We start from the raw sequence: 12,214 nt of genomic DNA, 5'->3' as shown, positions 1-12,214 counted from the left end.
TGACCGAGAGGAAATGCCCATGAGCAAACGTCTGCCCAATCTGCCCGCCTGGCAATGGCGCGGCTACCATCACAACCACCGCCACCCCACCAACCTGGTGCTCCACCTGATCGCGGTGCCGCTGTTCATCCTGGGCGCGCTACTGGTGCTGTCGGGTATCGTCGCGCTGGACTTGGGCCAGATCGCAGTCGGTGTCATCGCCCTGATCGCAGGCCTTGGCATGCAGCGCCAAGGCCATCGCCTGGAAGCCGAGCAACCGGAACCCTTCGCCAACCGCAAGGATGCCGTAAAACGCCTGCTGACCGAGCAGTTCATCACCTTTCCGCGGTTCGTGCTCAGCGGCGCCTGGTGGCGTGCCTGGCGAGAGCGACACAAACATCGGCATTGAAGCTCCTCCCTCCTGTGGGCGTCCTGCTTCGCACCCGCTAGGCGAATACCGTGACCGTTTGCCGGCTCAGCGCCAGCAACTCACCGTCGGCCGTCCACAGGGCTGCCGCCGCGTGTCCGTAGCCATCGCGGGCATGTTCGGTTTCGACGCAATAGCGGCACCAGTCCAAGGTCGACAGTTTCGGCGTCGGCTGGATGAACTCGATGGTCCAGGTCAGGGTACTGCCCGCCGCCGGCTGTTTCAGGAAGGGCATCAGGCTGGGCGGCCAGGCATCGACCAGGGCGAGCAGGTGAGCTACGTTGACCTGCGCCTGTGCAACATCGCGCAGTCGCACCCAGCCCCCCATCTGCCGTGATGCATTGCCGCTGAACGGTAGACCACCGATCGCCCAGCGCAGGGCCACATGGCGCATGAACTCCGGGGTGACTCCTTTGATATAGGGAAGCTCCGGGGCAGACGCTTCGAGCGCCTTCATGGGGATCGCAGGCTGTGCTGGCACGTCGACCACCGAAGGCCGCCCCGCACCAAAATTGCCTTGGATCAGGGTGACGACCTGACCACCTTGCACGGCTCGGCCCAGCAGCGTGCTAACCGCCTTGCCCTCGCGCAGCACCTCGGCCTCGAAGCGTATCGGTACATCGGGGGCAGCCGGGGCAACGAAGCTGATGGCCAGCGAACGCACCGGCCGATCGTCAGGCAGTTTCAAGCTCATGGCCTTGTAGACCATGGCCGCCATGAGGCCACCGAACACAGCGCGGCCCTGGGCCCACTCAGGTGGGATGCTGATGGGTTCGGATTGCGCTCCTACAGCATTGAGCAATTGATCGAAGTTCACGGGGCAAGGCTCCTCGGGCAGGCATATGAGGCCATACTAAAGGCCCTGCCACGAGCCATCAGCCCGCATTTCGGTCATTTGCAGGGCTATCTGTGCTCAAGCGCCGCCTGCAGGGCATCCAAGGTGACATCGGACTGACGCTCGGCCTCATGCAACTCCTGCTCCCAGTCCGCACCGCAGGAGGCTAGGTCCGCCTGCTCGCGAGCCTGTATCAGCCATTGCAGCCGATCATGCCAGTCGCCCAGGTCACCCTGCGCACGCTTGAGCAGACGCCGCAGTTTCTTCCCCGTATGCCCCAGTTGCGGATAGGCTTCATCACCATAACGGGCTCGCTTGATCAGCAAACGCAAGCGATGCCGGTCATGGGCAGGGTCGGCCAGCGCCTTGCGCAATTTGCGCCATTGCTTGTCCAGACGCTTGTCGATGCGCCTGTCGAGCGACTTGGTCAGCCCCTCACGATCAGCCGCACGCAGGAACAAGGGAAACGCATCGAGAATGGCCAGCACCCGGCCTAGTTGCGCGCTGTTCGCCACGCTGGCGAAGGTATTGCCCCGCCCTTCCAGACGCCGCTTCCCCGCCTGGACGATGCCACGGCGAACCAGCTCTGCACCCAGCACCTCACGGTCTCGCAATGGCGTGGTCAGGCTACCCAACGCCCTGGCGGCATCTTCCAGTTGCTCCACCCCAGGCAACCCGCGCAACGGCCGCAACAGGCTACGCAAGCGCCGTAGGCTGGTGCGCAGATCATGCAGCGCCTCGCTGTCGGTATCGGCAGCCAGACGCTCGCGACTCGCCAACAGTCGCACCTGCAGGTTCAGGATCTGGGCAACGACATGATCGAGCATGCTGGTGGACATATGACGCTCCCCGGTCAGCGCCCGGCGCGGGACTCACGGATATAGAAGCGTGCCTTCTCGGCTTTGCGGGTACACCCTTCGAAGCCTTCGAACTGTTGCTGGGTCTTGGCCCCGGTCAACAGCGACAGTGCCTTGGAGTAACTGACGGTACCGGCAAAGCCTTCGGCCTTGGCCAGGTCGAGCTCCTTCCAGGCGGCATCCAACTGGGTCGCACAGCTGTCACGGTAGGCCGTCTTGCCCGCACAGCCAGCAAGGGCCAGGGCAATCAGAGGAAGGCAGATCCAGGCTTTCATCAGTGTTACCTCAAAAGAAAATAAGTGTGGCTGTTCGACGCACGGTCCGCTGAAAAGTGCCCTGCTCGATATGCCTTGCTTAGAGTAGTCCAGCGCGGTCTACATTGAAGCACAGGCATCAAAGCGTGCATTGTTGGACAATGGTTGCACAAGCCGGGGAACGATCATGAACAAACGTGTAGCGCTGGTGTTGGGATCGGGTGGGGCTCGGGGCTACGCCCACATTGGCGTGATCGAGGAAATCGAACGGCGCGGTTATGATATCGCCTGCATTGCCGGTTGCTCCATGGGCGCGGTGATTGGTGGCATCTACGCCGCCGGCAAGCTCGACGACTACCGCAACTGGATCGAAAGCCTCGATTACCTGGATGTGCTGCGCCTGGTGGATGTCAGCTTCCGCCTTGGCGCCATTCGCGGCGACAAGGTGTTTGGCCAGATTCGCAAGATCGTCGGCGAAATCAACATCGAACAGTTGCGCATACCCTACACGGCGGTAGCCACCGACCTCACCAACCAGCAGGAAATCTGGTTCCAGGAGGGCTGCCTGCACCAGGCCATGCGTGCTTCGGCGGCCATTCCGAGCCTGTTCACGCCCGTGATGCAGGGCAATCGCATGCTGGTCGACGGCGGCATCCTCAACCCGCTGCCAATCGTGCCGGTGGTATCCAGCCACTGCGATCTGATCATCGCGGTCAATCTCAACGCCACCAACCAGAAACAGTATCAGTTGCCTGTCATCGAGCGCCCGGCAGCCTTCAAGATGCGCTTCGACGCGCTGCTGACCTCGCTGGGGTCGCGCTTGCCGTTCCGGCGCAAGCCCGCAGAAGAGTTGATACGTATCGAACAGGAGATCGTCGCCGAGGGGCTCGCGCCCCCCAACCCCTGGCTCGCCGACGTCGCCGACCCCGAAGCTCAGCAGCCTGCGGCAGCTCCGGAGCGCGAAGGTGCCCCCAAGTCAGCCACCGGCTCGTTCATCATCGACAACGTCGGTCCGGCGTCACTGCTGGACCTGATCAACCAGAGCTTCGAAGTGATGCAAACCTCGCTGGCGCAGTACAAGATCGCAGGGTACCCGCCGGATGTGCTGATCAACGTGCCCAAACGTGTATGCCGGTTCTTTGAGTTCTACAAGGCGCCTGAGCTGATCGCACTGGGGCGTGAGATTGCCCGGGATACCCTCGATAACTACGAGGGTGAGAAGCGTTAGACCTCCGCCCCCTTACCCCGCGGTAGCGGCTTGCCGGTGATGAGGCCAACCCAAGCCGCAGAAACGAAACAGGCCGCATGAGCGGCCTGTTTCGGTTTGCAGCAACCACTCAGTAACGAGTGATGTCCGCTTTGGCTTCCAGCTGCTTGCGGTAGGCCGCGAAGTCCTGCTGACCGGCCCGCGAAGCGAGGTAGCTGCGGATCTGCAGCTTCTCCTCGTCGCTAGCGGCGGCGCCTTCGTTCACGCCCTTGAGTTGCAGCACTACCAGGCTGCCGTCATTGAGCACCACACTGCCGAACACCGGTTTGTCCTTGGCTTGCGGCTTGGCCAGACGGAACAGCGCCTGCAACTCGGCCGGGTCGATACCGTCCTGGCCACGGGTAACGGCTTCATGTGCAGTCCACCCCTGCCCTTCGTATGCAGCACCCGCGGCGATGGAACCATCGCGCAGACCTGCAATCAGCTTGTCGGCTTTGGCCTTGAGCTCGGCGGTAGCCTTCTCTTTGGCCAGGTGCTCCCTGATGTTCTTGGCCACGGCCTCCAGCGGCAGTTGCTCAGGCTTGCGGTGCTCCTTGACGCGCAGCACCACGGTGGTCTCCGGGTCGAGCTCGATGGCGGTGCTGTTGGCAGCCTCCTCCAGCACTTCTTCGGAGAATGCCGCCTGGATCACCGCACGGTTGGCAGTGATACCTTCGCCGCCTTCACGACCGAACGGTGCCGAAGTCTGCACCTTCAGGTTCAGGTCCTGGGCCGGCTGAACCAGGTCGGACGCCTCGTAAGCGGCATCCTGCAACTGCTTGGCGGCATCGACGTAACGCTGCTCGACCAGCGGCAGCTTCAGGTCGCGAGTCAACTTGTCCTTGAGGCTGGCAAAGCTCGGTACTTCCGGCGCCTGCACGCCCAGCAGCTTGATCAGGTGGTAGCCGAACTCGGTGCGCACCGGAGCCGATACCTGACCGTCCTTGAGCTTGTACAGCGCATCCTCGAAGGCGGGGTCATAGACGCCCGGGCCAGCGAAACCGAGATCACCACCGCTGTTGGCAGAGCCAGGGTCCTGGGAGAACTCCTTGGCCAGGGCGGCGAAATCCTCACCCTTGGCCAGACGCTGCTCGACTTCCTCGATGCGGGCCTTGGCCTGGGCATCGCTGACCTTGTCGTTGACTTCGATCAGGATGTGAGCGGCATGGCGCTGTTCGGCCAGGTTGGCGATTTCTTTCTCGTACTGGGCCTTGAGCTCGTCATCGGTCACTTTGACCTGGTCGAAGAACACCGACTTCTTCAACTCGATGTAGTCGATGACCACCTGGTCCGGCGACATGAACTCCTTGGCATGCTCGTCATAATGCGCCTTGACCTCTTCGTCGCTGACCTTGACCACAGCCGGGTTGGCCTTGAAGGTCAGGGAAGCGAAGTCACGGGTCTGGTTTTCCAGGCGAGCGAATGCCTCCACCTGCTTGTCAGTGACGAAGCTGCTGCCGGCAAGGCCGGTACGCAGTTGGCCGATGAGCATTTCTTCGGCGAGCATGTCGCGGAACTGCATGCGGCCATAGCCCATCTGGCGGATGACCTGGTCGAAACGGTCGGCATTGAACTTGCCGTCGACCTGGAATTCCGGTCTTTGCAGGATCACTTGATCCAGCGCTGCCTCGGATAAGGCAAACTTGGCGTCCTCGGCTCCCTGCAGCAGCAGTTTGCGTTCGATGAGCCCGTTGAGCGCGGCGTCGCGCAGCATCTTGTCATCCAGCAGCGCAGGGTCGAAATCCTTGCCCAGCTGTTGCATCAGCTGACGACGCTGCATGTCCGCGGCCTGGCTCAGCTCGTTCTGGCTGATGGTCTGGCCGTTCACCTTGGCGGCGTCCTGCGAATGAGTGGCGGCCTGAAAAATGGCCTCGAACCCGGTCAACGCCATCAGCACGACGATGAGGCCGATGATGGTCTTGGCAATCCAACCTTGTGAATTGTCCCTGATATTTTGCAGCATGCGTCCCCCAGAAACGGTTGTACCACTGCGTCGACAACCGCGGAGCGTGGGTAGAGTCCTGATATGAAGAAAGGCGCATCCGGTGGATGCGCCTTCTCAAAGCGGGCGTGCTCGGCGGGAACGTTTGCGCCCCACCGCCACGCGGTCGGACCTGGCCAAGCCAGGACCGGCTGAAAGAGACGACTTAGTTGACGGCGTCTTTCAGGCCTTTACCAGCCTTGAAGCCTGGAACCTTGGCGGCAGCGATCTTGATAGCCTTGCCGGTCTGTGGGTTGCGGCCGGTGCGCTCGGCGCGCTCCTTGACCGAGAAGGTACCGAAGCCAACCAGTACCACATCGTCACCTTGCTTCAGGGCGCCGGTGACGGATTCGATGACTGCGTCCAGCGCACGGCCGGCTACAGCTTTCGGGATGTCAGCAGATGCGGCGATAGCGTCAATCAGTTCCGACTTGTTCACTCTAAGTCCCCTTATTCTCTATTGAGTTTGTTTCTAAGTATGTAATGAAAAGCTTATGAAACGTGCGCTGGGCGGCTTGTTGACAATAGCGTGCCGCTTTATAGCAAGGCCCCGAAAAAACTGTCAAGGAAAGCCCCCCAGCTAAAAACTACTAGTGCGTGCTGATTCTTTCCTTAGCATCGCCGTCGCGCTTTTCATCTTTCGCGACTATCTCCGGAGCCACATCTGGCAAGGGCTCCGGGGCGTATTGCAGCGCAATTTGCAGGACTTCGTCAATCCATTTGACGGGTTTGATCTGAAGATCCTGTTTGATATTTTCCGGAATCTCCTTCAGATCGCGAACATTCTCCTCGGGAATGATCACCGTCTTGATCCCGCCACGGTGTGCCGCCAGCAGTTTTTCCTTCAAGCCGCCGATAGCCAGAACCTGGCCACGCAGGGTGATCTCACCGGTCATGGCAACATCGGCGCGCACCGGAATCTGGGTCAGTGCCGACACCAGCGCAGTGCACATGCCGATACCCGCGCTCGGCCCGTCTTTGGGCGTTGCCCCCTCTGGCATGTGGATGTGCACGTCGTGCTTCTCGTGGAAATCGGCGGCAATGCCCAGGCTTCGGGCACGGCTGCGAACCACGGTCTGCGCGGCCGTGATCGACTCGACCATGACATCGCCCAGCGAGCCGGTCTTGATCAACTGGCCCTTGCCCGGAATCACCACGGCCTCGATGGTCAGCAATTCGCCGCCCACTTGGGTCCAGGCAAGGCCGGTAACCTGGCCGATCTGGTCTTGCTGCTCGGCCAGGCCATAGCGGAACTTGCGCACGCCAAGCAGGTGCTCGAGCTGCTCGCTGGTAACCTTGACCTTGACCTGCTTCTGCCCGGTATGTTCCTTGACCACCTTGCGGCATACCTTGGCGATCTGCCGCTCAAGGCCACGCACACCGGCTTCGCGGGTGTAGTAGCGAATGATGTCGCGGATGGCCGAGACGTCGATCTCGAGCTCTTCCTTCTTCAAACCGTTGGCCTTGACCTGCTTCGGGGTCAGGTACTTGACCGCGATGTTGATCTTCTCGTCCTCGGTGTAGCCCGGCAGACGGATGACTTCCATGCGGTCGAGCAGCGCCGGCGGGATGTTCATCGAGTTCGAGGTGCAGAGGAACATCACGTCCGAGAGGTCGTAATCGACCTCCAGATAGTGGTCGTTGAAGTTGTGGTTCTGCTCCGGATCCAGCACTTCCAGCAGCGCCGAAGCCGGGTCGCCACGCATGTCGCTGCCCATCTTGTCGATTTCGTCGAGCAGGAACAGCGGGTTGCGCACACCCACCTTGGTCATTTTCTGGATCAGACGACCCGGCATCGAACCGATGTAGGTACGACGGTGACCCCGGATCTCGGCTTCGTCACGCACGCCACCGAGGGCCATGCGCACGAACTTGCGGTTGGTGGCGGCAGCGATCGACTCGGCCAGCGAGGTCTTGCCGACGCCAGGCGGACCGACCAGGCACAGCACCGGGCCGCGAATTTTCTTTACGCGCTTCTGTACGGCGAGGTACTCGAGAATGCGCTCCTTGACCTCTTCCAGGCCATAGTGGTCGGCATCGAGAATTTCCTCGGCCTTGGCCAGGTCCAGGCGCACTTTGCTCTGGGCCTTCCACGGCACCTGCACCAGCCAGTCGAGGTAGGAGCGGACCACCGTGGCCTCGGCCGACATCGGCGACATCTGCTTGAGCTTGTTCAACTCGGCCTGGGCCTTGGCCAGTGCGTCCTTGGGCAGGCCGGCGGCTTCGATGCGCTTCTTCAGCTCTTCGACTTCATTGTGGCCTTCGTCGCCGTCACCGAGCTCCTTCTGAATGGCCTTCATCTGCTCATTCAGGTAGTACTCGCGCTGGCTGCGCTCCATTTGCTTTTTGACCCGACCGCGGATGCGTTTTTCCACCTGCAGCAGGTCGATTTCCGCATCCAGTAGCGCCAACACATGCTCGACACGGGCCGGCAGGTCGACGATCTCAAGGATTTCCTGCTTCTGCTCGATCTTCAGCGCCATGTGGGCAGCCATGGTATCGACCAGGCGGCCCGGCTCTTCGATGCTGTTGAGCGACGACAGCACCTCGGCGGGGACTTTCTTACCCAGTTGGACGTACTGCTCGAACTGCGACAGCAGGGTACGCACGAAGACTTCCGACTCGCGCTCGGCGGCGTCGACTTCGTCGATCAGGGACACTTCGGCACGGATGTGCCCTTCAACTTCGGTGAAACGCTCGACCGCGCCGCGCTGTTCGCCCTCGACCAACACCTTCACGGTGCCATCAGGCAATTTCAGCAGTTGCAGCACGGTGGCAACGGTACCGACACGATACAGGGCGTCTTCGCCCGGATCGTCATCGGCTGGGTTCTTCTGGGCAAGCAGGAGAATCTGCTTTTCGCCCGTCATCGCGGCCTCGAGGGCTTCGATAGACTTTTCGCGCCCCACGAACAGCGGGATAACCATGTGCGGGTAAACAACGACATCGCGCAATGGCAAAAGAGGCAAGTCGAGGGTGGTCTTCATGATTTCGCCTCTACAGCGGCCTTATGGCCGGAAACCGGTGGAAATTATGCTTGGACCTAATGTGGGGGCAGGCTTGGCAAATTACAAGCGCTGGAGAAGGAAAAGCAGAAAGGGGCCCGTAGGCCCCTTCTTGCTTGTTGCCATCGCCCGACTCAGAGGTCAGGTGCGGCCTTGGCTTGCGGCTCACTGTTTTCGTAGATCAGCAGCGGCTGCGAAGTGCCTTCGATGACGCTCTCGTCGATCACCACCTTGCTGACATCCTTCTGCGAAGGAATCTCGTACATGGTGTCGAGCAGCACGCCTTCGAGGATCGAACGCAGGCCACGGGCGCCAGTCTTGCGCTCCAGGGCCTTGCGGGCGACGGCCTTGAGGGCGTCGCTGCGGAACTCGAGGTCCACGCTTTCCATCTCGAACAGCTTGGCATATTGCTTGGTGAGGGCGTTCTTCGGCTCGGTGAGGATCTGCATCAGTGCAGCCTCGTCCAACTCGTCGAGCGTCGCCAGCACTGGCAGACGGCCAACGAACTCGGGGATCAGGCCAAACTTCACCAGATCGTCCGGCTCGACCTCACGCAGCGACTCACCGACCTTCTTGCCTTCTTCCTTGCTGCGCACTTCCGCGCCGAAACCGATGCCACCTTTGGTGGAGCGGTTCTGGATGACCTTTTCCAGGCCCGAGAAGGCGCCACCACAAATGAACAGGATGTTGCGGGTATCAACCTGCAGGAATTCCTGTTGCGGGTGCTTGCGGCCCCCTTGCGGCGGTACGGAGGCGACGGTGCCTTCGATCAGTTTCAACAGCGCTTGCTGCACGCCCTCACCCGATACATCGCGGGTAATCGACGGGTTGTCCGACTTACGTGAAATCTTGTCGATTTCGTCGATGTAGACAATACCCATCTGGGCCTTCTCCACGTCGTAGTCGCACTTTTGCAACAGCTTCTGAATGATGTTCTCGACGTCCTCGCCCACATAACCGGCTTCGGTCAGGGTCGTGGCGTCAGCGATGGTGAACGGTACGTTCAACAGACGTGCCAAGGTTTCGGCGAGCAGGGTCTTGCCCGAGCCGGTTGGCCCGATGAGCAGGATGTTGCTCTTGCCGAGTTCGACCTCGTCACCCTTCTTGTCACGTTGGTTCAGGCGCTTGTAGTGGTTGTACACCGCTACGGACAGCACCTTCTTGGCGCGCTCCTGACCAATTACGTACTGGTCCAGGATGCCGCTGATTTCTTTCGGCGAAGGCAATTTGTGCGCGCTGCTTTCGGCCTGGGCTTCCTGCACCTCCTCACGGATGATGTCGTTGCACAGGTCGACGCACTCGTCGCAGATAAATACCGAGGGCCCGGCAATCAATTTGCGCACTTCGTGCTGGCTTTTGCCGCAGAAGGAGCAATAGAGCAATTTGCCGCTGTCCTCGCCGTTACGGGTGTCAGTCATTCGATCGATCCAATCCGGTAGGCTTGCAACACAAGATGAAGGCAATTGCGGGCTTTTTCAAGTCCGCAGGTAGGCGCTTTCGGCACCTACCTGCTCTGGCACCTGGGTTCAGGAGGCCAGTTGCCGCTTGTCGTATACCGAGTCGATCAGGCCGTACTCGGCCGCGCGCGAGGCGCTCATGAAGTTGTCACGCTCGGTGTCGCGCTTGATGGTCTCCAGGTCCTGGCCAGTGTGGTAGGCCAGCAGCTCGTTCAGGCGCGCCTTGATGTTGAGGATTTCCTGGGCGTGGATCTCGATATCGGTGGCCTGACCCTGGAAGCCGCCCAGCGGCTGGTGGATCATCACACGCGAGTTCGGCAGGCAGTGACGCTTGCCCTTGGCACCGGCCGCCAGAAGGAAGGCGCCCATGCTGCAGGCCTGGCCGATGCAAATGGTCGAGACGTCCGGCTTGATGAACTGCATGGTGTCGTAGATCGACATGCCAGCAGTCACGGAGCCGCCCGGAGAGTTGATGTACAGATGGATATCCTTGTCCGGGTTTTCCGCTTCAAGGAACAGCAGTTGCGCCACCACCAGGTTCGCCATGTAGTCCTCTACAGGGCCAACCAGGAAGATCACTCGCTCCTTCAACAGGCGCGAGTAAATGTCATAGGCACGTTCGCCACGGGCGGACTGCTCGATAACCATCGGGACCAGACCGCCTGCGGCCTGGATGTCAGAGCTCTGCTGAATATAAGAATTGCGGGACATGTCCTGCGCTCACTCCCAAATAGTCATGGCTTGAATACGCACAAGCCAGCGCGAAGGCTGGCTTGTGGGGGTTTCCTACGAGAGAAACGTATTACTCAGCGGCTGGAGCCTGTGCTGGTTTTACTGCTTCTTCGTACGAGACCGATTTGTCGGTCACAGTCGCTTTCTGCAGAACAGTATCTACAACTTGTTCTTCCAGCACAACCGAACGGACTTCGTTCAGTTGCTGGTCGTTTTTGTAGTACCAGGCGATGACCTGCTCAGGCTCTTGGTAAGCCGAAGCCATTTCTTCGATCATCTCGCGAACCTTGACGTCGTCCGGCTTCAGCTCGAACTGCTTGACCACTTCGGCGACGATCAGGCCCAGCACAACGCGGCGCTTGGCTTGCTCTTCGAACAGCTCGGCTGGCAGCTGCTCAGGCTTGATGTTGCCACCGAACTGCTGAACAGCCTGGACGCGCAGGCGGTTGACTTCGTTTTCCAGAAGGGCTTTCGGCACTTCGATCGGGTTGGCGGCCAGCAGACCGTCCATGACCTGGTTCTTGACCTTGCTCTTGATCGCCTGACGCAGCTCACGCTCCATGTTCTTGCGAACTTCGGCGCGGAAGCCTTCCAGGGTCGATTCCTTGATACCGAACTGGGCGAAGAACTCTTCGTTCAGCTCTGGCAGCTGAGGCGCGGCAACGGCGTTGACGGTAATGGTGAACTCGGCGGCTTTGCCAGCCAGGTCCAGGTTCTGGTAGTCCTCTGGGAAGGTCACGTTGACAACGCGCTCTTCGCCAGCCTTGGCGCCTACCAGGCCATCTTCGAAGCCTGGGATCATGCGGCCGGAGCCCAGCACCAGCTGAGTGCCCTTGGCCGAACCACCGGCGAAGGCTTCACCGTCGATCTTGCCGACGAAGTCGATGTTGACCTGATCGTCTTTCTCGGCGGCGCGCTCGACGGCTTCGAAGCGCACGTTCTGCTTGCGCAGCACTTCCAGCATGTTGTCCAGGTCAGCGTCAGCCACTTCGGCGCTCAGGCGCTCGACCTTGATCGACTCCAGGCCCGCAACGGTGAACTCTGGGAAGACTTCGAAGACAGCGACGAATTCCAGGTCCTTGCCCTTCTCGAAGGACTTCGGCTCAACGGACGGAGCACCAGCCGGGTTCAGCTTCTGCTCGACAACCGCCTCGTAGAAGGAAGCCTGGACCAGGTCACCGAAGACTTCCTGACGGGCATCGCCCTCGAAGCGCTGGCGGATCACGCTCATTGGCACCTTGCCCGGACGGAAGCCCGCGACCTTGGCGCGCTTGGCAGTCTGCTGCAGACGCTTGTTGACTTCGTTCTCGACGCGCTCGGCCGGAACGGCGATGGTCATGCGGCGCTCGAGAGCGGAAGTGTTTTCAACAGAAACTTGCATGGATATTCCTCGTTGCACAGACGTTAGCCGGCGATAGCCCGACTCCAGAATCAAGGGCAA

General features: G+C 60.6%; 11 protein-coding genes. 2 read left to right on the top strand and 9 right to left on the bottom strand.

What is annotated here, in order from left to right; all coding sequences use genetic code 11:
• Nucleotides 1-19 precede the first annotated feature (19 nt).
• Nucleotides 20-388: an Mpo1-like protein gene (locus tag H620_RS0104385; RefSeq protein ID WP_027906797.1), complete on the top strand. Its 369-nt coding sequence runs from the start codon at nucleotides 20-22 to the stop codon at nucleotides 386-388.
• A gap of 37 nt (nucleotides 389-425) precedes the next feature.
• Here the strand turns inward: H620_RS0104385 and H620_RS0104380 are convergent, their stop codons facing one another.
• The 3 genes from H620_RS0104380 to H620_RS0104370 all read right to left on the bottom strand — a co-directional run bounded on the left by H620_RS0104380 (nucleotide 426) and on the right by H620_RS0104370 (nucleotide 2,373).
• On the bottom strand, nucleotides 426-1,223 hold the full coding sequence (locus tag H620_RS0104380; RefSeq protein ID WP_027906796.1) for an acyl-CoA thioesterase: 798 nt from the start codon (nucleotides 1,221-1,223) through the stop codon (nucleotides 426-428).
• An 86-nt stretch (nucleotides 1,224-1,309) separates the two neighbouring features.
• Nucleotides 1,310-2,080, bottom strand: a complete 771-nt coding sequence (locus tag H620_RS0104375; RefSeq protein WP_049818698.1) for a CHAD domain-containing protein — start codon at nucleotides 2,078-2,080, stop codon at nucleotides 1,310-1,312.
• Between the two features lie 14 nt (nucleotides 2,081-2,094).
• The gene (locus H620_RS0104370) at nucleotides 2,095-2,373 is read right to left on the bottom strand and encodes a hypothetical protein (RefSeq protein WP_023379639.1); all 279 of its coding nucleotides are present in this window, start codon (nucleotides 2,371-2,373) and stop codon (nucleotides 2,095-2,097) included.
• 166 nt (nucleotides 2,374-2,539) lie between these two features.
• Here H620_RS0104370 and H620_RS0104365 point away from each other — a divergent pair, with 166 nt between their 5' ends.
• The gene (locus H620_RS0104365; RefSeq protein WP_023379638.1) at nucleotides 2,540-3,580 is read left to right on the top strand and encodes a patatin-like phospholipase family protein; all 1,041 of its coding nucleotides are present in this window, start codon (nucleotides 2,540-2,542) and stop codon (nucleotides 3,578-3,580) included.
• Between the two features lie 109 nt (nucleotides 3,581-3,689).
• On the opposite strand, the gene H620_RS0104360 is transcribed toward H620_RS0104365, so the two are convergent.
• The 6 genes from H620_RS0104360 to tig form a co-directional block, all read right to left on the bottom strand.
• Nucleotides 3,690-5,561, bottom strand: a complete 1,872-nt coding sequence (locus H620_RS0104360; protein WP_027906794.1) for a SurA N-terminal domain-containing protein — start codon at nucleotides 5,559-5,561, stop codon at nucleotides 3,690-3,692.
• 184 nt (nucleotides 5,562-5,745) lie between these two features.
• Complete coding sequence (gene hupB, locus H620_RS0104355) at nucleotides 5,746-6,018, bottom strand: nucleoid-associated protein HU-beta (RefSeq protein ID WP_011533117.1); 273 nt, start codon at nucleotides 6,016-6,018, stop codon at nucleotides 5,746-5,748.
• 151 nt (nucleotides 6,019-6,169) lie between these two features.
• A complete protein-coding gene (lon, locus tag H620_RS0104350) occupies nucleotides 6,170-8,566 on the bottom strand; it encodes an endopeptidase La (protein ID WP_023379636.1) in 2,397 nt (798 codons plus the stop codon).
• Between the two features lie 152 nt (nucleotides 8,567-8,718).
• The gene (gene clpX, locus H620_RS0104345; RefSeq protein WP_023379635.1) at nucleotides 8,719-10,002 is read right to left on the bottom strand and encodes an ATP-dependent Clp protease ATP-binding subunit ClpX; all 1,284 of its coding nucleotides are present in this window, start codon (nucleotides 10,000-10,002) and stop codon (nucleotides 8,719-8,721) included.
• Between the two features lie 108 nt (nucleotides 10,003-10,110).
• A complete protein-coding gene (gene clpP, locus H620_RS0104340; RefSeq protein WP_003259400.1) occupies nucleotides 10,111-10,752 on the bottom strand; it encodes an ATP-dependent Clp endopeptidase proteolytic subunit ClpP in 642 nt (213 codons plus the stop codon).
• A gap of 91 nt (nucleotides 10,753-10,843) precedes the next feature.
• Nucleotides 10,844-12,154 carry a trigger factor gene (gene tig / locus H620_RS0104335; RefSeq protein WP_027906793.1) on the bottom strand — a complete coding sequence of 437 codons (1,311 nt, stop codon included), beginning with the start codon at nucleotides 12,152-12,154 and terminating at the stop codon, nucleotides 10,844-10,846.
• Nucleotides 12,155-12,214: the final 60 nt, after the last annotated feature.

Source organism: Pseudomonas taiwanensis DSM 21245 (assembly GCF_000425785.1).
GTDB classification, from domain to species: domain Bacteria; phylum Pseudomonadota; class Gammaproteobacteria; order Pseudomonadales; family Pseudomonadaceae; genus Aquipseudomonas; species Aquipseudomonas taiwanensis.
This window is presented reverse-complemented; position numbering and strand designations above follow the sequence as displayed.

What these genes read in the sequence shown, in the direction of transcription:
- clpX (WP_023379635.1), bottom strand. Translation starts at nt 10,002, where the DNA reads ATGACTGACACCCGTAACGGCGAGGACAGCGGCAAATTGCTCTATTGC.
- tig (WP_027906793.1), bottom strand. Translation starts at nt 12,154, where the DNA reads ATGCAAGTTTCTGTTGAAAACACTTCCGCTCTCGAGCGCCGCATGACC.
- H620_RS0104370 (WP_023379639.1), bottom strand. Translation starts at nt 2,373, where the DNA reads ATGAAAGCCTGGATCTGCCTTCCTCTGATTGCCCTGGCCCTTGCTGGC.
- H620_RS0104375 (WP_049818698.1), bottom strand. Translation starts at nt 2,080, where the DNA reads ATGTCCACCAGCATGCTCGATCATGTCGTTGCCCAGATCCTGAACCTG.
- lon (WP_023379636.1), bottom strand. Translation starts at nt 8,566, where the DNA reads ATGAAGACCACCCTCGACTTGCCTCTTTTGCCATTGCGCGATGTCGTT.
- H620_RS0104385 (WP_027906797.1), top strand. Translation starts at nt 20, where the DNA reads ATGAGCAAACGTCTGCCCAATCTGCCCGCCTGGCAATGGCGCGGCTAC.
- clpP (WP_003259400.1), bottom strand. Translation starts at nt 10,752, where the DNA reads ATGTCCCGCAATTCTTATATTCAGCAGAGCTCTGACATCCAGGCCGCA.
- H620_RS0104365 (WP_023379638.1), top strand. Translation starts at nt 2,540, where the DNA reads ATGAACAAACGTGTAGCGCTGGTGTTGGGATCGGGTGGGGCTCGGGGC.
- H620_RS0104360 (WP_027906794.1), bottom strand. Translation starts at nt 5,561, where the DNA reads ATGCTGCAAAATATCAGGGACAATTCACAAGGTTGGATTGCCAAGACC.